Consider the following 17,324-nt stretch of genomic DNA (forward strand, 5'->3'; position numbering starts at 1 on the left):
TGAATCGTACCGAGCCGAGTGGCCGCGCCGCTAAACGGTTGTCCCGCCGGGCCGATCCCGCGCTCCGGCGGGTCGGCGCCGGTGGGGAAACCCCCCGGCGCCCCGCCGGGCCCGCGGGTCGCACGGGCGTTCCCGCCCGAATCCCCGTAGCCTCCGTAGCCCTGTAGCCCCAGCCCCGGAAGGGACCCGCCCGTATGCCGCAGCCGCACCTGCGCCCGCTGGACCTCACCGACGACGCGACCGCGGCCGCCGTGCACCGGATCGGCCGGGCCGCCTACGCGGTGGAGGCGCGGATGATCGGCTTCGACGGGATCCCGGCGCTGCGCGAGAGCCTCTCGGAGATGCGGCGGCGGAAGCTGACCTGGATCGGGGCCGTGTCCCCGGACGGGGAGATCGCCGGGTTCCTGGCCTGGGAGGAGCGGGCGGCGGACGGCCCGGTCTGCCTCGACCGGCTCTGCGTGGACCCGGCCTGGTTCCGCCGGGGCATCGCCTCGCTGCTGCTGCGCCACGCGCTGGCGGAGGTCTTCTCCGGCCGGTCGGTGGAGGTCACCACAGGCGCGGACAACGCCCCCGCGGTGACCCTGTACGAGCGCCTGGGCTTCACCCGGGGCGCGGACTTCTCCCCCGTCCCGGGTCTGCGGATGGCCTCGTTCACACACGCCCGCGGCCCGGGTCCGGCCGGCGGGGCCGCGTAGGGAGCGCCCGGCGGGCGGGACCTGGCGCCCCCGTGGGGAACCGGTCGGTGCCCGGGCGCGTCCCAGGGGCCCCGAAGCACCGGGGAACCAGGGGGATCGAGGGATCATGCGCCGTACCGCCGTCACGCTCGCCCGCCTTGCCGCTGCCGCGCTGCTCACCGGCTGCGGGGCCGCCACCGGCCCGGCGGCCCCGCCGCCGCTGCCCGCCGAGGCGGCCGCGCCCTGCCCCGTACTCGACCGCGGTGCGCCCGGCGCCCCGCCCACCACCATCGACGGGACGCCCGCGAACACCCCCGAGGCCGCCCGGCTCTCGCAGGCCGTCGGCGAACAGGGCCGCGGCGCCTTCGCGGACGTCTACGCCACCCAGATCACCGACCGGCCGCCCGGCCGGGTGGCGGTGTGCGTCACCGACCTCGACCGCGGCCGCCTGCTGCTGGAGGCCGCCCGGAAGGCCGGGCCCTCCGTAGACCCGGGCCGCGCGGACCTCTATCTGAGCCGCTACACGCGGCGCGCGCTCGACGCCGCCGTGGACCGGCTCGCCGCGGACCAGGGCCGGCCCGCCTTCCCGCTCTACAGCTTCTCCCCCGCCGGGGACGCCTCCGGCATCGTCGTGACCAGCACCGCCGAGGGGGCCGCCTCGAAGGAGCTCAAGGCCCGGCTGGAGCAGATCACCGGGGGTGTCCCGGTCACCGTCGAGAAGGGCGAGCCGATGACCGACGCCGTCGGGAACCCGGACCCTACCGGGACTCCGCACCCGTAGGCGCCCGTCTGCGGCGAAGTACCCGCGGCACCGGCGGGACCTGACTAGCATGTGCGGCCTGCGAGTTGTGACGACCCGAGGGGTGCTCCATGATCGTGCAGGTGGGCCTGGTCGGCGATGAGGCGGCCGACGAGCTGCGCCGCCTGGAACAGTGGCTGCGTCAGGACCAGGAGCTCAGGCGGGTCACCATCACCGCCCAGGCCGCGCCGGTCGAGGACGGTGACATGGGCCCGGTGACGGAGGCCCTCCAGCTGCTGCTCGAACCGCAGGGCGTCCTGACCGCCGTCGCGGCCTCGCTGGGCACCTGGGCCGGCGTCCGGCGCCGACAGGTGCGCATCCACGTGCGCAGCGGGGAGAAGGAGGTGGAGATCGACGCCTCCCGGCTCGAGGACCCGGACGAGGTGGCCGTCCGGATCGTGCGTGAGCTGGACGGTCGGTGAGCGGGCCCTCCTTCCCGTCCTTCGGGTCCGCGCGCGCGGTGCTGATCGGCGCCGCGTCCTACACCTCGCGGGCTCTCACGCCGATCCCCCACTCCGCGCGCAACATCCGCGACCTCAAGGCCGCCCTCACCGACGGGGCACTGGGCCGCTTCGCGACGGACGACGTACGGCTCGTGGACGATCCGGACAAGGCCCAGGACATCATGGAGCCGGTCGGGGCGGCCGCCGAGCAGGCGGGGGACGTCCTGCTGGTCTACTACAGCGGCCACGGCCTGATCGCGGCCACCGGCGATCTCCACCTCGGCCTGACCGGGAGCGAACCCGGTCAGGACTGGACCAGCCTGCGGTTCTCGTACCTGTCGCGCGTCGTCAAGCAGTCCCGCGCGGACGTCAAGATCGTGATCCTGGACTCCTGCTTCAGCGGCCTGGCGCACTCCGACCTGATGGGCGGTGAGTCCCAGCTGATCAGGGACCAGCTGGCCGCCGTCAGGGGCGTGTACTCCATGACCTCCGCTCCGGAGGACAGGCGCTCCAAGGCGCCTACGGGGGCCAGGTACAGCGCCTTCACCGGTTGCCTGCTGGCCGCCATGCGGGAGGGCGTCCCGGGCGCCGGCCCGGTGCTGGGGGCGAGCGACCTCTACCACGAGGTACGCCGGCGCATGTGGGACACGGGTCTCCCGCTCCCGGAGGAGTGCGGCAAGACGGGCGCGGGCACCGTCCCCCTCGTACGCAACCGAGCCTTTCCACCGCCGCCCCCGAAGCCGGATCCAGTCCCGGATCCAGTCCCGGGGCCGATTCTGGTCCCGGTCCCCCGGGACCGCGCCCTGCCGGCCGCCGCGGGCGTCCCGGTTCCCCGGGCCGCCACTCCTTCCGGAGAGGCTGCCTTCGCCACCGTCCAGAGCGCCGGCTACCGCATCGGAGACGTCAACGCCCGCTTGGCGAAGGTCATCGCCACGGTGGCCAACCCCGACCGGTGGTCGCAGGCCGCCCCGCCCTATTTCCGGACCGAGTCCGGCCGGAAGTACCACGGGTACGACGTCGCTGAGGTGAACGCCTACATCGAGCGGCACCGCCACGAACCCACCACGACCCGGCCCCGGGGCGGGCGCATCGGAGGTCGGGTCGCCGGGATGTCCGGTGGGTCGTCAGGCGCGGCAGCGCAGCATTTCCAGCGGGGGGTTGGCGTAGAGGTCCGCCCAGTGGTCCGCGCCGAACTCGCGTACGCCGGCCTCGGACACCTCCACCGGGACCCAGGTCAGCTCACTGAATCCGGCCGCCTTCAGGCAGTCCTCGTAGACCTCGCGGCGCGGCCGGTTGGCGACGAACGAGACGGGCGGGTCGAGCAGCGCCGTGGTCCGGACCTGCGGTCCGGTCTCGACCTCCCCTCCGGTGAGCTCGCTGCGGAAGCCGTACTTGTCCGGAGACGGCCCGTCGAAGCGGAAGTCGGGCGACTGGTTGAGCAGGAACAGCTCGGCGCCGGGCTTCAGGCTCCGGTGGATGTTGCGGCACATCAGCTCAGTGGTGGCGATGTCCGGTGCGTAGTTGAGCAGCTGGACCGCCAGGCCCACATCGAAGGGCTGCTCGAAGGTCCGCAGCGCGGACACGTCGCCGACCTCGTAGCGCACGCCCAGCGGGTCGTGCTCCTCCAGCTTCTGCGCCACGGTGACCATCTCGCCGGAGATGTCGATTCCGAGCACGTCCGTGGCGCCGCGCCGCTTGAACTCCCGGCTGTAGAAGCCGGTGCCGGAGGCCAGGTCGAGGACCGACTTGCCGCTCACGTCCCCGACCAGGGCCAGAAAACCGGGCACCACCGCGTACTGCTCCAGAGGCAGGGCCTTGAACCCCTCGTACGCCTCACCGATCTCGTCGTACTGCTGCTGCGCACTCATCGCGTCGTCCTCCCCGTGTGTTTCAGCATGTCATCGGCCCCGGCCGCCCGCGATCGGGACGGGCCGCTGCCTCTGACTGGCAGTCTCTCCCAACCTGGCGGGCCGTCAGGCTTGGCGGAAACCACAAAAATATGGACACCGTCCCGGCCTCCCGCACAGGCGGGCCTGCGAGTTCGAGCGGATGCTCCGACATCCACTGCCGGCCCCCCTGGCCTTCGTGATCACGCCAGGCCAGGCCGGTCGGCGGGCCACGGGTGAGACCGGACGTGGTCAAAGAAGCGCCCTAGTCGTCCGAGGGCAGCACGTCCTCCGGGTCGAAGGGGTCGTCCAGCGACTTCATCAGCCGGTCCCGCTCGACCTCGTCCAGCGGCACCGGCGTCACGTCCGTGACGTCGGTGAGACGGCGGAAGCCGCCGCGCCGCTGCAACCGCCCGCTGACCCGGATCGGCAGGCCCACCAGGTGCGCGTGCCCGGCCACCCGGTACGCCTCCTCGTCGAGCGCGGCGCGGACGTACGGGATCTCCGCCCCGGCGAGGACCCGTACCCGGACCGTGCCCCCGCCCCCCGCCGCGGAACGCCGCATCCGCACCACCGCCCCCGCGATCCGGACGGGCACCGCCGGCTCGTCCCGGGTGTAGCGCGCCGCCGCCTGGCGGAGCACCGGCAGGTCGCCGGGCGAGAACTCCACCGGCTCCGGCCGGGCCGCGCACCCCGCCGGGACCCCCGCCGCCGGCGCCCAGGCCAGGGCGATCCGCGCCCCCTCCGAGCCCCGGACCAGCGCGATCAGCGCGTCGGCCAGCTCCCGGCTGACCCCGGCCTGCACCGCGGCGTCGAAGGCCTCCATACCGCCCGTGGCCCGCTGGTAGTCCACCGCCTCGCGGGCGGCGTGCAGCGCGTGGTGCAGCTGCGTCACGGTGCCCCGGCCCCCGTCCACGGGGACGTACGCGGTCAGCCGCCGCCCGCCGGGGGCGGGCCCCACCAGGATCCCGTCCAGTGCCCGTTCGGCCTGCGCCCGGTGCCGGGCCCCGTAGTACCCGGCCCTCGCGCGCGCGGCCAGGGCCCCGGCCAGCAGGAGCTGCCGGGCGGCCGAGCGGAGCCGTTCCTGGACCGTCCAGTCGGCCTCGCCCTGGATTCCGTACGCCCCTTCGGGGAACTCCCGCTCCCAGCGGATCTCGTCGCTCGGCACGCTCAGCCCGTACAGCACCTCCCGCGCCGACGGCACGGCGCTGCGGGAGAGCGCGGTCAGCGCCTCCTCCAGCAGGTCGGCGCAGTCGGGGAAGGCGCGGCTCTCGGGGACGAGCAGGCTCGTCCCCCCGCTGACCGTCGAGTGGTTGGCGGGCGGGGTCCAGCGCCCGTACCGTCCGACGGCCCCGCCGCGCCGCAGCCAGCCGTGCCGGTGCAGCAGCGCGCCCAGCACCGCCGGGTCGACGTGGGCGGGGTCGGGCGCTCCGGGGGCGAACTCCGGGGACGACAGTGGTTCGAGGTGCGGTGAGTGCCAGTTCATCAGGGTGTCCCTCCCGACCCGACCCGGGTCATGATCTCGCAGAGCGCGCGGTCGTCGAAGATCCGCGTGGTCGGGATCCGTACGGTCGTCCGGCGCCGGCCGGTCACCGGGTGTCCGGCGAGATTGGTCCAGTAGCAGCAGTGCCGTAGGTCGAGCCGGTCGTGCCCGGCGGTGAGCCACTGGTCGCGCTCCCGCGGGACGAGCATCACGACGAGGATCTTGTGAACGGCGACCGGGGTGCGGGCCAGTTTCACCAGGTGCTCGTTGTCGAGGGTGAAGCCGAAGGTGGGCCCGGCCGGCCGCGGCGGTATCTGGTAGGTCGCCTTCAACTGCACCTTGATGGTGACCTCGTCGTCGACGACGTGCTCGGGGGCTCCGTGGCTGACGTGCCAGTCGATGCCGTTGTCCGGAAAGGGCTGGGAGAGCGAGCAGCCGGCCGCGGCGGCGACGGCGTGCAGGTATCCCACCTGAAGGGTCTCCATACAGGCGGTGGTGGCGAGTGTGCCGCGCAGCGGTCCGGTCCGCGCGTCGCCCGGTGTGCCGGTGCGCGGATCGATCTGCCCCGCCAGCACCCCGCCCGGTTCGGGCTGCGCGAGCGCCATGGCCGGCTCCCCATGCCTTCCGGGCTCTGCCGTGGGTGGTGGGTGGGGTGACGACCGGTCATGTGTACGGCCCCCCATGGGTGTTGTTGCCGCACCCGGGTCCCCGCAAACGGCGTACGCGGCAAACAGCACGGGTATCACCGATGCGGGCGAAGGTGGCGGGTTCTTGAGGCAGCGGTGCCCGAGTGCGCCCCATCTGCCGACCTGGGACGAGGAGTTCGCCATGACACGCTGGTACGAGGGCCCGCTGGCCGCATTCGACACGGAGACCACCGGGGTGGACGTCGAGCAGGACCGGATCGTGTCCGCCGCGCTCATCGTGCAGGAATGTGCGGGCGGGCGGGTCCGCACCACACGCTGGCTGGTCAACCCCGGCATTCCGGTGCCCCCGGGTGCCACGGAAGTGCACGGCCTCACCGACGAGCACCTCCAGCGGCACGGGCGCTGGCCGGCGCCGGTGGTGGAGGAGATAGCCCGCGCGCTCGGTGAGCAGCAGGTGGCCGGCCGGCCGGTGGTGGTGATGAACGCGCCGTTCGATCTGACGCTGCTGGACCGGGAGTTGCGCCGGCACCGGGCGTCGTCGCTGGCGCGGTATCTGGACAACCGGCCGCTGACGGTGCTGGATCCGCGGGTGCTCGACAAGCACCTGGACCGGTACCGCAAGGGCCGCCGGACGCTGACGGACCTGTGCGCGCACTACGGGATCGAGCTGGAGGGCGCGCACGACGCGGCGGCGGACGCACAGGCGTCGCTGGAGCTCGTACGGGCGGTGGGGCGGAGGTTCGCGGCCCGGCTGGAGCGGCTGACGCCGGCCGAACTGCACACGCTGCAGCAGGTCTGGCACGCGGCACAGGCGCGGGGGCTGCAGGCGTGGTTCGCGCGCCAGGGGACGCCCGAGTCGGTGGATCCGCACTGGCCGCTGCGGCCGGACCTGTCGACGGCGGCGTGAACCACGGCCCTTGAATGCGGAAGGCCGGTCCGTCGTCAGACGGACCGGCCTGTCCCGGTGGGCGATACTGGGATCGAACCAGTGACCCCTTCGGTGTGAACGAAGTGCTCTCCCGCTGAGCTAATCGCCCGGGAACGCACTGAACAATACAGAAGCCTTGGGGCTGGTTCAAACCGCTTCCGGCGGGGCGGCCAGCCGGGCCGCGAGACCGCGCCGGCCGGCCCGCATCATGAGGGCGTGGTTGAGCCGGAACACGGGCCGCCCGGGCAGCGCGAGGCGCCGCATCAGGGGCCGGCGCACCTCGACCTCCTGCTCGTACAGCGCGCGGGTCCGGCCGCCGCCGGCTCCGCGGCGCGGGCGTACGGTCCACCGCGCCCAGCCGTCGAGGTCGCCGCCGAGGGACACCTCCAGGACTCCGCGGGCGGGGTCGCGCAGGAGCTCGGTGGCGGTGACGCGGAGCGCGTACGGCAGGACCGAGCGGACGGTCGCGGTGCCGGTGCGGTCGTCGACCGGTTCGACCCGGCGTATCTGGGGCCACCAGTGCGGGTACTCCCCCGGCTGCTCCAGCACGGCGTAGACGCGTGCGGGCGGGGCGTCGAGGTCCCACACGCTGTGGAAGCGGTAGCGGCTCCATCGGTCCCAGTGGCTGTGGTCCATGGATCCAGTCTGGCCCGCGCGGGGTGTGCGTACGCCCGCTCCGCGCGTACTCAGGCACATCTGAGTACGCGCGCCCATGTCCTGACCGCGTGACGGGCGCCACACTCCGCACTATGAACACGCCCATACCGCCGGTCGAAGAGCTGGCGCTCATCGACCGTGAACTGGCACAACTCGACGCGCGGCGGCTGTACTTGCTGGGCCGCCGGGACTGGCTCCTGCGCCTGCTGCAGCAGCCCGCGACGGCTCCTGCCGCGTGGGCGGCTCCCGGGCCCGCGCCCGCGCACCCCGGCGAGGCCTCGGCGCCGAGCGCGCAGAACGTGCTGCTCGCCCTGGGCGCGGTGCTGCTTGCCGTGGCCGCGCTGGCCTTCACGCTGCTGAGCTGGGGGTCCCTCGGGATCGCCGGGCGATCCGCGGTACTGGCCGCGGTGACGGCGGCGGCCCTGGCCGCGCCCGTGCCGCTGCTGCGCCGCGGTCTGGGCTCGACGGCGGAGTCGGTGGCGGCGGTGGGGCTGCTGCTGACCGTGCTGGACGCGTACGCGCTGTACGCGGTCGGCATGCCGGGCACGGACGGCACCGCGTACGCGGCCGGGGCGGCGGGGGTGCTGGCGGCGGTGTGGGCCGGGTACGGCCTGGCCCTGCCGAAGCTGAGGATCGCGCTGCCCGCGGCGGTGCTGGCGGCGCAGTTCCCGCTGCCGCTGGCCGCGCTGGCCGCGCAGGGGGGTCCGGTGGAGATCGGCTGGGCGCTGCTGGCGACGGCCGCGCTCGACGCCGCCCTCGCGCTGCGGGCCCGGGCGGCGGCCGTCCCGGGGGCGCTGCTGGGGGCGGGGGCGCTGCTGACCGGCGCGGCCGAGTCCTGGTCTGCGGCTTCGACGGCCGGCACCCTGGCTCCGGCGGGGCTGCTGCTGGCGGGAGCGGCCCTGGGCACGGCCGCGGCGTGGCGGGAGCCGCGCGCCTGGGCCGCCGCCCTCGCGGGCGGTCTCGCGGCGGTGGTGGCGCTGGGTGGTGTGGCGCGGCCGTCGCTGGATCCGGCGTGGGCGGTGGTGGCTCATCTGCTGGTGGCGCTCCCGCTGCTGGCGGCGGTACGGGTCCGGGTGCTCCCGGCGGCGGTGCGGCGCGGGGCGGCCTGGGCCGGTGCGGTGGTGGTGGCCCTGGCCGCACTGGCGGGCTGCTCGGGGGTGGCGCCGGCCCTGGTGGCCCGGATCCGGGTGCTGGACGAGGTGTGGGCGGTGACGAGCCCGGCCCGGGACGCGTACGGGCCGGGGTCGGCGGTCCCGGTGACGCTGCTGATCACGGCGGCGGCGGCCTGGTGGCTGTCCCGGGCGCTGTCGCGGCCGGAACCGGCGGTGGCGGCCGTGGTCCTGGCCTGGGCGGGGCTGTTCACGGCCCCTGAGCTGCTCGGCCTCCCGGTGGCGGCGGTGTTCGCCGCCCAGACGGCGGTGACGGGGGCCGCGGGCGTCCTCGCCCTGCGCTCCCGGGCGCGCGGGGCCGGGAGCGCGGCCGCCGCCTGCGCGCTGGTCGGCGCCGTGAACGTGTCCGTGGGGGCGCTGGACGGCCGGGCGGCCACCTTCGCGGTGTGGGGGCTGCTCGGCGCGGGCTGCGCGGCGGGGGCGGCGTACGGGCCCGCTCCGCGCCCGGTCCGGTCGGGGGCGGCCGTGTGCGCGGTCGCGTACGCCACGGCGGTGCTGGTGGCGGTGGGCGCGGTGACGGACCTGGCGGTGGTCTGGTGGGCACTCCCGGTGCTCGCGGTCCCGGCGGCGGTGGCCGCGCTCGGGCCGCGGCTGGGGTCCGTGCGGGTGCCGTCGGAGATCGCGGCGGCGGCGGCCGGTGCCTCGGCGGTGGCCCTGTCGGCCGGCCGGGCCGGGACGCTGGCACTGGTGCTGGCGCTGGCCGGGGTGGTCTGCGCGGGGGCCGCGGTCCGGGCGGACCGGCGCGCGCTGGGCGGCTGGGCGGCGGGGGCGCTGTTCGTGGCGGCGACCTGGGTCCGGCTGGCGGACTCCGGGGTCACGGCGCCGGAGGCGTACACGCTGCCGGTGACGGCCCCCGCCCTCGTGGTGGGCTTCCTGCGGCGCCGTAGGGACCCGGGGGCGTCCTCGTGGACGGCGTACGGCCCGGGGCTGGCCGCGACGCTGCTGCCGAGCCTGCTGGCCGTCCTGGGGGGCTTCTCGGGCGGGGTCGGGAACTGGCTGCGGCCGCTGCTGCTGGGCCTGGCCGCGCTGGCGGTGACCCTGGTGGGCGCCCAGCGGCGGCTCCGGGCCCCGCTCCTGCTGGGCGGCGCGGTCCTGGCGGCGGTGGCGCTGCACGAGCTCGCCCCGTACGTGGTGCAGCTCGCGGGGGCGCTCCCGCGCTGGGTGCCGCCGGCCCTGGCGGGCCTGCTGCTGCTGGCGGTGGGAGCGACGTACGAGAAGCGGCTGCGCGACGCCCGCCGGCTGCGGGACGCGATCGCCCGGCTGGGCTGACCGCTCGGACGGCCCGCTCGGACGGCCCCGGGCCGGAAAACGCCAGAGGCCCGGAGACTGTGAAAGTCTCCGGGCCTCTGGTCCGGGTGGGCGATACTGGGTTCGAACCAGTGACCCCTTCGGTGTGAACGAAGTGCTCTCCCACTGAGCTAATCGCCCGGACGCACCGCAAACATTACCGCATGTCAGCGGTGCTCCATGACCAGCACCGGCCCGTCACTGGTCCTTGATGTTCCAGGGCAGGACGAGCCCGTACTTCCACAGGTAGAAGCCGATCAGCGCGCCCGCGATGACGAGGCCCACGCTGGTCAGGATGATGTTGCGGCGGCGGACCTTCGGGTCGAGCGCCTTCTGCGCCGCCTCGGTGACTTTCCGCTTGGTCCAGTGCAGCACGAGGTGGGCCCAGGCGAACTCCGTGGCCCAGATCGCCAGGCCCGCGAAGATCGCGACCCAGCCCGGCCCGGGCAGGACGAGCATGGCGACGCCCGCGGCGATGACGGCGAGGCCGACGACGAAGACGCCGACCTGCCAGCTCAGGTGCAGGGTCCGGCGGGCCTTGATGAAGGCGGGCGCCTTCGACACGTGCGGCGTCTGCGGCGTGGCTTCCTTGCCGGAGGCGTCGGCGGTGGTTCCGTCGGCGTTGGTCGCGTCGGCTGCGGACTCATTGGTCTCGCGGTCACTCCCCGTATTCATGGGATCGAATCTACCGGAGCCGGAAGCACACGTGAATGGTGCTTTGGATCCGCCGTCCGAGGGACCCAGAGGTCCGCAAAACGGTCAGAGGGGTTTACAACGGCACCGTAGGTGGCATGTCGATTTCGCCGACGTGCGAATCCCCGAGCGCACACTGAGCGAAAGGCCCTGGCGCTTATGAACACCACGGTCAGCTGCGAGCTGCACCTGCGCCTCGTTGTGTCGAGCGAGTCCTCACTGCCTGTTCCCGCGGGCCTGCGGTATGACACGGCCGACCCCTACGCCGTGCACGCCACCTTCCACACCGGCGCCGAGGAGACGGTCGAATGGGTATTCGCCCGCGACCTCCTCGCGGAGGGCCTCCACCGGCCCACCGGTACCGGCGACGTCCGCGTCTGGCCGTCCCGCAGCCACGGTCAGGGCGTCGTCTGCATCGCCCTGAGCTCACCGGAGGGAGAAGCGCTGCTCGAAGCACCCGCGCGAGCACTCGAGTCGTTCCTCAAGCGGACGGACGCCGCGGTCCCACCCGGGACCGAGCACCGGCACTTCGACCTCGACAAGGAGCTCTCCCACATCCTGGCCGAAAGCTGAGCCAGGCCCCCAACCGCAACCGCTCGACACCGTCCGACTCGGGGCGACGGTGCGTGTCGGACAACCACATACGGCAGTGCCGGCGCTGTTCACGCGGGAGCCACCCGTGCGGACGGCGCCGGTGTGCGTGGAGACCCTCCGCCGGAGCAACCCGCTAGAGTCGGCCACCAGCGGCGGCAGCAGCCCGTCGCCGCAGGCCCGGCCCCTGAGGGAGACCCCGTGCAGATCCCCCACGACACCCGTCGCGCGCTCGACGTCGTCGTCGCGCTGGTGAACACCGCGGCCGAGGCGGACCAGCCCGACGGACTCTCGGACATCGGCGCGCTGCGCGGCTTCGTCCAGGAGTACGCCATCAGCGACGTCGGCGAGCTCGGCGCCCGCGACCTGGCGGGCGTCCGTACGGTGCGCTCCAAGTTCGCCCAGGTCTTCGCCGCACCGAACTCCCGTGCGGCCTCCGTGCTGATCAACGAGCTGGTCGCGACGGCCGGCACCACCCCGCAGCTGACCGACCACGACGGCTACGACTGGCACGTGCACTACTTCGCGCCGGGCGCCTCGGTGGGCGACCACCTGGCCGCCGACGGCGGCATGGCGCTGGCCTTCATCGTGGTCTCCGGCGAGCAGGAGCGGCTGCGCCGCTGCGAGGCCCCGGACTGCCGGCGCGCCTTCGTGGACCTGTCGCGGAACCGCTCGCGCCGCTATTGCGACAGCCGTACCTGCGGGAACCGGCTGCACGTGGCGGCGTACCGGGCCCGGCGCAAGGAGGCCGACGCGGGCCCCTCGGAGCAGGAACACGCGGAGCAGGAACACTCAGAGCAGGAACAGATCGTGCACGGCGGCGAGCAGCAGCAGGACGCCGATCACGCCTAGGAAGATCATCAGGGGCGGCTGTGAGAGGGCGAAGAGGCAGCCTCGCGGCTCCTCGGAGACAGGGGCGGGTACCGGCGCGGGCACCGAGGGCTCACTCTGCGATGTCTCGAGCATGTCGGGCCGATGATGGCGCAGGGGGCCGCCATCCGTCCCTCAACACGCCAACATCCGGGCGCCACTTCGCCCGATCTTGTGGACCGCGGGGCCCCGCCGGTCAGATCCCGTGCTTCTTGAGGATGGCCTCGATGTCGGAGAAGTCGTCCGCGGGGGCGGCTGCGGGCGGATTCTGCCGCCCGGCGGGCCGGGGGCCGCTGCCGGCGCCGAGGGACGGCGCGGAGGCGGCCGGGGCGACGGCCTCCCGGGCCGGGCTCCCCTTGGCGGCCTTGGGCGCCTTGCCCGGCTTCTCGGACGTCCCGAGCCTGCGGCGCTCCACGGCGCGGGTGGCGACGAAGAGCAGCCAGGCCAGCCCCAGCAGTCCGAAGCCGGCCCAGACCGTCGGCTTGAAGACGATTCCGGACACCCACTCCACGAGGCCCGTCATCACGAGGGCGACCGGCACCAGCGCGTACGCGGCGATCCGCGTGGCGGCCAGGAAGCGCCTGCGGTAGGCGGTCAGCGCGGCGATGCCCAGGCCCGCCGCGGACACCGCGGCACATATGGTCTCGGCGAGCATGCGGTCCTCCAGGTGTGGGCGGTCTGTCCCTATCCATCCTGCCCCGGGCGGGACCGTCCGGGCCAGGAGAACGGCCGCCGCCGCGCGGATCTCCGGGACATCTCCGGGTCGCGCCTCCTCCCCGGGTACCGGTGGGTCGCGGTGTGCGGGGGCTGGGAGACTGTCCTCATGACCGATTCCGTGATCCTCGACGTCTGGTGCGAACTCCAGTGCTCTGACTGCCACAGCGCGCTGGACGACCTACGCGCCCTGCGGGCCCGCTACGGCGACCGGCTGGACATCCGGCTGCGCCACTTCCCCCTGGAGAAGCACAAGCACGCCTTCGCCGCGGCTCAGGCCGCCGAGGAGGCCGTGGAGCAGGGGCAGGGCTGGCCGTACGCGGAGGCCGTGCTGGCCCGCACCGCCGAACTCGGCGAGCGCGGTGAGCCGGTGCTGCTGGACGTGGCGCGTGAACTGGCCCTCGACGTCGAGGAGTTCGACACCGCCCTGATCGACGGGCGGCACATCCTGATCGTCGACGCCGACCAGGCGGAGGGCAAGGCGATCGGCGTGACCGGCACCCCGACGTACGTGATCGGCGGCGAACGCCTCGACGGCGGCAAGAGCCAGGACGGCCTGCGCGCCCGCATCGAGGAGATCGCCGACCGCCTGCTGGCCTCCTAGGCCGGACAGGACCTACAGCAGCTCTTTCCTGGCGTTCACCATGGTGTCCCGGTACCTGAGCGACTCGTAGAGCCGCCGGGCCGGGGTGTTGTCCTCGTGGACGTGCAGGCCCAGCCGGCGGGCGCCCGCGGCCAGGGCGGCGTGCTCGGCCAGCAGCATGAGGGTCCGCCCGTGCCCCTGCCGCCGGTGCTCGGCGGCGACGTCGACGTCCCACACGTACGGGACGGGGCCGACGCCGGGCAGGTCGCGTTCCCCCACCCACAGGGTGCCCAGGACCGCCCCGTCCGGCGCCCCGAGGAGGAGGAAGGCCGCGCCGGGGGTGTCCCGCCCGGCCGGCAGCAGCTCGGCGTGCTCCGCGCGGGACGCGGCCAGGGCCTGCTCGGCGGTCATGCCGGGGGCGAGGAGGTGGTGGCTGTACTCCACGACGGCCCGCTCGTGCCAGGCGTCGTACTCGGCCGGGGTCATCGGGCGGCCGCCGCCGCCCGCCGGGAGCACGGGCGGTTCGGCCGGCAGCTCCTTGACCTGGACCCGGCCGGTCACCCGGTAGCCGAGGGTCTCGGCCATCCGCAGCGCCGGCGCCGCGTCGGCGGGTACCGACACCGCGACGCTCGTACAGCGCCAGGAGCGCAGCACCTCCTCGGCGGCGAGCGCGGCGACCGTGCCGCGCCCGCGCCGCCGGTCCGGTTCGTCGATCCACAGCCCCCGGATCACACCGACTTCCGGCTGTGCGGCGGAGCGGGTGGCGAGTTCGAGGCTGCCGACGTGCCGGCTGTTGACCCGGACCGCGTACGTTCGCGAGCGGGTGCCGTCACTGTGCTGCTGGAGCGGCTGCGCGGGCCGCAGGGTGGTGGTCATCACCTCGTGTTGTACCTGCCCGGCGGCCCCGCGTCACCCGGGTTCACGGATCGAGGTCTGCCCCGGCCTTCGCGTCGAAGATCCGCATGGCCTCGGCGGTGACCGGGCCGGGGGCCGCGCCGAGCTCGCGGCCGTCGATCCGCAGGACCGCCTGGACGTCGCGCAGCGAGGAGGTCAGGAAGACCTCCTCTGCCCGCTCCAGCGCCTCGAAGGGCAGGTCGGTCTCCTTCGCCCCGGCCCACTCGACGACGAGGGCGCGGGTGATGCCGGCCAGGCAGCCCGAGGCCAGGGGCGGGGTGTGCAGTTCCCCGTCGAGCACGACGAAGACGTTGGAGCCGGTGCCCTCGCAGAGCTGTCCGACGGTGTTGGCGAGGAGTGCCTCGGAGGCCCCGGCCCGGGCGGCGGTGGCGAGCGCGACGACGTTCTCGGCGTACGAGGTGGTCTTCAGGCCGGCCACGGCGGAGCGCTCGTTGCGGACCCAGTCCACCGTGACGACGGCGGTGGTGTCCGGGCGGCGGGCGGACTCCGCGACGGCGACGACCAGCGTGGGCGCGGCTTCGCCACGGTCGGAGCCGAGCGGGGAGACGCCGCCGGTGTAGGTCACGCGCAGCCGCCCGTAGGGCATCGGGTTGGCTTCCAGCACGGCCGCGCAGGCCCGGCGCACCTCGTCGTGGTCGGGGTCCGGGAGGCCGAGTCCGCGGGCCGAGCGCGTCAGTCGGTCCAGGTGGCGGGTGAGCGCGAAGGCCCGCCCGCCCTCCGCCTTGAGGGTCTCGAAGACGCCGTCACCCACGGTCAGCCCGTGGTCGAAGACGGACACCTTCGCGTCGTCGACGTCCCGCAGTGCTCCGTCGAGCCAGATCTTCACCGTACGGCCCCTCTCATGGTCCCGTTCTCGTGGGTTCCAGACGCTACCCGCAGCAGGCGGGCGGCCTTCAGTTCGGTCTCCGCCCACTCCCGGTCGGGGTCGGAGCCCCAGGTGATGCCCGCGCCGGTGCCGAAGAGCAGGCGGGGACCGCCGGGGGCCTCCCGGTCGATCCAGAAGGTGCGGATGCCGACGGCCAGCTCGCCGGTGCCCTGGTCGGCGTCGACCCAGCCGATGCCCCCGCAGTAGGGGCCGCGCGGGGCGGTCTCCAGGGCCTCGATGATCCGCAGGGCGGAGGATTTGGGCGCCCCGGTGACGGAGCCGGGCGGGAAGGTGGCGGCGAGCAGCTCGGGCCAGCCGACGCCGTCGGCGAGTTCGCCGCTCACGGTGGAGACGAGGTGGACCAGGCCCGGGTGCTCCTCGACGGCGCACAGCTCGGGGACGGAGACGGAGCCGGTGGCGCAGACCCGGCCGAGGTCGTTGCGGACGAGGTCCACGATCATCACGTTCTCGGCGTGGTCCTTGGGGAGCAGGTCGGCGGCGGTGCGGCCGGTGCCCTTGATGGGGCCGGAGTCGACGCGGCGGCCGGTGCGGCGCAGGAACAGCTCCGGGGAGGCGGTGGCGATCTCGACGCCGTGGGCGGGGAGCCGAATCGTTCCTGCATAGGGCGCGGGGTTGCCGCGCGCGAGGAGTGCGGTGAGCGCGTCGACATCGCCTTGCATGGCGCCTCCCGACGCGGTCCGCGGCAGTGGCGCGGACATCACCCGGCATAGGTTGGCCTGGTAGACCTCGCCTGCGGCGATGTGCTCGCGGATGCGGCGGACGCCGGCCACGTACGCGGCCCGGTCGAGCGAGGAGGACCACTCGTCGGCGGCGGGACCCCGCCAGGCGCCCGGTCGGGGCGCGGGAACGGGGTCGGGGCGTATGTCCCCGAAGCGCGCGCAGACGAGCCGCCCTTCGAAGTCGGCGGCCACCGCCCAGAAGCCGGTGGAGTCCAGGGCGGAGGGATCGCTGGTGACATCTCGGAGGTCGGTCGCGAGAAGGCCGCCGAAGCGGGCCAGAGGAGGCAGGTCGTGCACGGCTGCGAGTCTATGACCGGTGACGCGGCGGCGCCGGTGGGGTGACATCGGGGTGACCCGTGGTGATCGAGCGGCAGCACGCTGCGGAAACGCGTTTTTGAGCTGGCCCGGGAATCCGCTAGAGTTCAACACGTCGCCAGGGAGCGAAGGGGGAAAACCCCGGAGCGAGCACGGTGACCTGCGGACGTAGCTCAGTTGGTAGAGCACCACCTTGCCAAGGTGGATGTCGCGAGTTCGAGTCTCGTCGTCCGCTCGAAGTGGGGGATTTCTTCCCGAGAACCCCTGCGGCTCCATGGTGGAGTGGCCGAGAGGCGAGGCAACGGCCTGCAAAGCCGTCTACACGGGTTCAAATCCCGTCTCCACCTCCAAGGACGATTAGCTCAGCGGGAGAGCGCTTCCCTGACACGGAAGAGGTCACTGGTTCAATCCCAGTATCGTCCACTGATCCGCAAGGATCCCCGCGCGATTAGCTCAGCGGGAGAGCGCTTCCCTGACACGGAAGAGGTCACTGGTTCAATCCCAGTATCGCGCACGCAGTACCATGCATCACCTGCCTGACCTGCGGCTTTCGAGCCGTGGAGCCCGCGCGATTAGCTCAGCGGGAGAGCGCTTCCCTGACACGGAAGAGGTCACTGGTTCAATCCCAGTATCGCGCACCGCCCGGAAGCCCCGGCCGTCTCGACGGCCGGGGCTTCCGTGTTGTGAGCGTGCCGCCCGGGCTTCAGGAGGAGAAGAGCATCCGGCCGAAGCCGCCCTTGTGGTGGCCGTGGTGGCCGTGACCGTGGCCGCCGTGGTGCGGGGCGCCCCAGGCGGGAGCCGGTGCCACGTGCGGGGCCGGGTAGGGGGCCGGCGGCGCGGCGGGCGGAGGGACCTGGCCGTACTGCTGGGCGGTGTACTGGGACTCCAGGCGGGTCAGCGCCTCCAGCTCGCCGTAGTCGAGGAAGATGCCGCGGCACCCGCTGCACTGCTCTATCTGGACACCGTTGCGGTTGTAGGTGTGCATCATCGCGTGACACTTCGGACACTGCATGACCGGATCAACTCCTCGTCGTGGACATCGCCATCGGATGCATGCCCGATGGC

The 17,324-nt window shown here is 73.8% G+C and carries 17 protein-coding genes, 7 tRNA genes and 2 pseudogenes; 14 read left to right on the forward strand and 12 right to left on the reverse strand.

From position 1 onward, the window contains the following. The first annotated feature begins 194 nt into the window (after positions 1-194). The 4 genes and pseudogenes from ACGFYQ_RS14415 to ACGFYQ_RS14430 form a co-directional block, all read left to right on the forward strand. On the forward strand, positions 195-695 hold the full coding sequence (locus ACGFYQ_RS14415; protein ID WP_393743592.1) for a GNAT family N-acetyltransferase: 501 nt from the start codon (positions 195-197) through the stop codon (positions 693-695). A 106-nt stretch (positions 696-801) separates the two neighbouring features. Further along, complete coding sequence (locus ACGFYQ_RS14420) at positions 802-1,455, forward strand: hypothetical protein (RefSeq protein WP_393743594.1); 654 nt, start codon at positions 802-804, stop codon at positions 1,453-1,455. 89 nt (positions 1,456-1,544) lie between these two features. Further along, the gene (locus ACGFYQ_RS14425; RefSeq protein WP_393743596.1) at positions 1,545-1,895 is read left to right on the forward strand and encodes a hypothetical protein; all 351 of its coding nucleotides are present in this window, start codon (positions 1,545-1,547) and stop codon (positions 1,893-1,895) included. A 38-nt stretch (positions 1,896-1,933) separates the two neighbouring features. Beyond that, positions 1,934-2,497, forward strand: a pseudogene (locus ACGFYQ_RS14430) (caspase family protein); the annotation flags it as partial. 543 nt (positions 2,498-3,040) lie between these two features. On the opposite strand, the gene ACGFYQ_RS14435 reads toward ACGFYQ_RS14430, so the two are convergent. From ACGFYQ_RS14435 to ACGFYQ_RS14445, 3 genes are all read right to left on the reverse strand, one after another. After that, a complete protein-coding gene (locus ACGFYQ_RS14435) occupies positions 3,041-3,784 on the reverse strand; it encodes a class I SAM-dependent methyltransferase (RefSeq protein WP_393743598.1) in 744 nt (247 codons plus the stop codon). Between the two features lie 283 nt (positions 3,785-4,067). Beyond that, the gene (locus ACGFYQ_RS14440) at positions 4,068-5,288 is read right to left on the reverse strand and encodes a hypothetical protein (RefSeq protein WP_393743600.1); all 1,221 of its coding nucleotides are present in this window, start codon (positions 5,286-5,288) and stop codon (positions 4,068-4,070) included. Next, positions 5,288-5,890, reverse strand: a complete 603-nt coding sequence (locus ACGFYQ_RS14445; protein WP_393743602.1) for a DUF4365 domain-containing protein — start codon at positions 5,888-5,890, stop codon at positions 5,288-5,290. The genes ACGFYQ_RS14440 and ACGFYQ_RS14445 overlap by 1 nt, the downstream gene beginning before the upstream one ends. A 223-nt stretch (positions 5,891-6,113) precedes the next feature. On the opposite strand from ACGFYQ_RS14445, the gene ACGFYQ_RS14450 reads away from it, so the two are divergent. Next, positions 6,114-6,839 (forward strand): 3'-5' exonuclease, encoded by a 726-nt coding sequence (locus ACGFYQ_RS14450; protein WP_362397157.1) that lies wholly within the window; start codon positions 6,114-6,116, stop codon positions 6,837-6,839. 58 nt (positions 6,840-6,897) lie between these two features. Here the strand turns inward: ACGFYQ_RS14450 and ACGFYQ_RS14455 are convergent. Next, positions 6,898-6,969, reverse strand: a tRNA-Val gene (locus tag ACGFYQ_RS14455). A gap of 38 nt (positions 6,970-7,007) precedes the next feature. After that, the gene (locus ACGFYQ_RS14460; RefSeq protein ID WP_393743604.1) at positions 7,008-7,496 is read right to left on the reverse strand and encodes an SRPBCC family protein; all 489 of its coding nucleotides are present in this window, start codon (positions 7,494-7,496) and stop codon (positions 7,008-7,010) included. A 113-nt stretch (positions 7,497-7,609) separates the two neighbouring features. Between ACGFYQ_RS14460 and ACGFYQ_RS14465 the strand changes: the two genes are divergently transcribed. Further along, the gene (locus ACGFYQ_RS14465) at positions 7,610-9,955 is read left to right on the forward strand and encodes an SCO7613 C-terminal domain-containing membrane protein (protein WP_393743606.1); all 2,346 of its coding nucleotides are present in this window, start codon (positions 7,610-7,612) and stop codon (positions 9,953-9,955) included. A gap of 87 nt (positions 9,956-10,042) precedes the next feature. On the opposite strand, the gene ACGFYQ_RS14470 is transcribed toward ACGFYQ_RS14465, so the two are convergent. Together ACGFYQ_RS14470 and ACGFYQ_RS14475 are read right to left on the reverse strand one after the other, a co-directional pair. After that, positions 10,043-10,114 (reverse strand) — tRNA-Val (locus ACGFYQ_RS14470). Between the two features lie 57 nt (positions 10,115-10,171). Then, entirely contained in the window at positions 10,172-10,648 is a 477-nt protein-coding gene (locus ACGFYQ_RS14475) for a TIGR02611 family protein (protein ID WP_393743608.1), read from the reverse strand. Positions 10,649-10,825: 177 nt separating this feature from the next. Here ACGFYQ_RS14475 and ACGFYQ_RS14480 point away from each other — a divergent pair, with 177 nt between their 5' ends. Beyond that, entirely contained in the window at positions 10,826-11,239 is a 414-nt protein-coding gene (locus tag ACGFYQ_RS14480) for an SsgA family sporulation/cell division regulator (RefSeq protein WP_030011909.1), read from the forward strand. 219 nt (positions 11,240-11,458) lie between these two features. Continuing rightward, positions 11,459-12,013: pseudogene (locus ACGFYQ_RS14485) on the forward strand (CGNR zinc finger domain-containing protein); the annotation flags it as partial. 310 nt (positions 12,014-12,323) lie between these two features. On the opposite strand, the gene ACGFYQ_RS14490 reads toward ACGFYQ_RS14485, so the two are convergent. Then, the gene (locus ACGFYQ_RS14490) at positions 12,324-12,782 is read right to left on the reverse strand and encodes a hypothetical protein (RefSeq protein ID WP_393743610.1); all 459 of its coding nucleotides are present in this window, start codon (positions 12,780-12,782) and stop codon (positions 12,324-12,326) included. Between the two features lie 168 nt (positions 12,783-12,950). On the opposite strand from ACGFYQ_RS14490, the gene ACGFYQ_RS14495 reads away from it, so the two are divergent. Further along, positions 12,951-13,445: a DsbA family protein gene (locus tag ACGFYQ_RS14495; protein WP_393743612.1), complete on the forward strand. Its 495-nt coding sequence runs from the start codon at positions 12,951-12,953 to the stop codon at positions 13,443-13,445. A gap of 12 nt (positions 13,446-13,457) precedes the next feature. On the opposite strand, the gene ACGFYQ_RS14500 is transcribed toward ACGFYQ_RS14495, so the two are convergent. From ACGFYQ_RS14500 to ACGFYQ_RS14510, 3 genes are read right to left on the reverse strand one after another with little or no spacing between them, the layout of a single operon-like run. After that, on the reverse strand, positions 13,458-14,300 hold the full coding sequence (locus tag ACGFYQ_RS14500; protein ID WP_393743614.1) for a GNAT family N-acetyltransferase: 843 nt from the start codon (positions 14,298-14,300) through the stop codon (positions 13,458-13,460). 43 nt (positions 14,301-14,343) lie between these two features. Next, positions 14,344-15,165, reverse strand: coding sequence for an aminotransferase class IV (locus tag ACGFYQ_RS14505; RefSeq protein ID WP_393743616.1), 822 nt, complete (start codon positions 15,163-15,165; stop codon positions 14,344-14,346). Continuing rightward, complete coding sequence (locus ACGFYQ_RS14510) at positions 15,162-16,241, reverse strand: chorismate-binding protein (protein WP_393743618.1); 1,080 nt, start codon at positions 16,239-16,241, stop codon at positions 15,162-15,164. The genes ACGFYQ_RS14505 and ACGFYQ_RS14510 overlap by 4 nt, the downstream gene beginning before the upstream one ends. 180 nt (positions 16,242-16,421) lie before the next feature. Between ACGFYQ_RS14510 and ACGFYQ_RS14515 the strand changes: the two genes are divergently transcribed. The 5 genes from ACGFYQ_RS14515 to ACGFYQ_RS14535 all read left to right on the forward strand — a co-directional run bounded on the left by ACGFYQ_RS14515 (position 16,422) and on the right by ACGFYQ_RS14535 (position 16,897). Continuing rightward, positions 16,422-16,494 (forward strand) — tRNA-Gly (locus tag ACGFYQ_RS14515). 41 nt (positions 16,495-16,535) lie between these two features. Continuing rightward, positions 16,536-16,609 (forward strand) — tRNA-Cys (locus ACGFYQ_RS14520). Between the two features lies 1 nt (position 16,610). Then, positions 16,611-16,682: transfer RNA gene (locus tag ACGFYQ_RS14525), tRNA-Val, on the forward strand. 19 nt (positions 16,683-16,701) lie between these two features. Further along, positions 16,702-16,773 (forward strand) — tRNA-Val (locus tag ACGFYQ_RS14530). A 52-nt stretch (positions 16,774-16,825) separates the two neighbouring features. Then, positions 16,826-16,897: transfer RNA gene (locus ACGFYQ_RS14535), tRNA-Val, on the forward strand. Between the two features lie 65 nt (positions 16,898-16,962). On the opposite strand, the gene ACGFYQ_RS14540 is transcribed toward ACGFYQ_RS14535, so the two are convergent. Next, positions 16,963-17,271 carry a zf-TFIIB domain-containing protein gene (locus tag ACGFYQ_RS14540; protein ID WP_393743623.1) on the reverse strand — a complete coding sequence of 103 codons (309 nt, stop codon included), beginning with the start codon at positions 17,269-17,271 and terminating at the stop codon, positions 16,963-16,965. Positions 17,272-17,324: the final 53 nt, after the last annotated feature.

Source organism: Streptomyces sp. NPDC048258, from assembly GCF_043201995.1.
Classification (GTDB): domain Bacteria; phylum Actinomycetota; class Actinomycetes; order Streptomycetales; family Streptomycetaceae; genus Streptomyces.

Bases quoted from the DNA above. Each gene is read 5' to 3' on its own strand.
- ACGFYQ_RS14465 (WP_393743606.1), top strand. From the start codon at position 7,610: ATGAACACGCCCATACCGCCGGTCGAAGAGCTGGCGCTCATCGACCGT.
- ACGFYQ_RS14425 (WP_393743596.1), top strand. From the start codon at position 1,545: ATGATCGTGCAGGTGGGCCTGGTCGGCGATGAGGCGGCCGACGAGCTG.
- ACGFYQ_RS14445 (WP_393743602.1), bottom strand. From the start codon at position 5,890: ATGGCGCTCGCGCAGCCCGAACCGGGCGGGGTGCTGGCGGGGCAGATC.
- ACGFYQ_RS14495 (WP_393743612.1), top strand. From the start codon at position 12,951: ATGACCGATTCCGTGATCCTCGACGTCTGGTGCGAACTCCAGTGCTCT.
- ACGFYQ_RS14440 (WP_393743600.1), bottom strand. From the start codon at position 5,288: ATGAACTGGCACTCACCGCACCTCGAACCACTGTCGTCCCCGGAGTTC.
- ACGFYQ_RS14475 (WP_393743608.1), bottom strand. From the start codon at position 10,648: ATGAATACGGGGAGTGACCGCGAGACCAATGAGTCCGCAGCCGACGCG.
- ACGFYQ_RS14420 (WP_393743594.1), top strand. From the start codon at position 802: ATGCGCCGTACCGCCGTCACGCTCGCCCGCCTTGCCGCTGCCGCGCTG.
- ACGFYQ_RS14435 (WP_393743598.1), bottom strand. From the start codon at position 3,784: ATGAGTGCGCAGCAGCAGTACGACGAGATCGGTGAGGCGTACGAGGGG.
- ACGFYQ_RS14460 (WP_393743604.1), bottom strand. From the start codon at position 7,496: ATGGACCACAGCCACTGGGACCGATGGAGCCGCTACCGCTTCCACAGC.
- ACGFYQ_RS14500 (WP_393743614.1), bottom strand. From the start codon at position 14,300: ATGACCACCACCCTGCGGCCCGCGCAGCCGCTCCAGCAGCACAGTGAC.
- ACGFYQ_RS14450 (WP_362397157.1), top strand. From the start codon at position 6,114: ATGACACGCTGGTACGAGGGCCCGCTGGCCGCATTCGACACGGAGACC.
- ACGFYQ_RS14415 (WP_393743592.1), top strand. From the start codon at position 195: ATGCCGCAGCCGCACCTGCGCCCGCTGGACCTCACCGACGACGCGACC.
- ACGFYQ_RS14480 (WP_030011909.1), top strand. From the start codon at position 10,826: ATGAACACCACGGTCAGCTGCGAGCTGCACCTGCGCCTCGTTGTGTCG.
- ACGFYQ_RS14490 (WP_393743610.1), bottom strand. From the start codon at position 12,782: ATGCTCGCCGAGACCATATGTGCCGCGGTGTCCGCGGCGGGCCTGGGC.
- ACGFYQ_RS14540 (WP_393743623.1), bottom strand. From the start codon at position 17,271: ATGCAGTGTCCGAAGTGTCACGCGATGATGCACACCTACAACCGCAAC.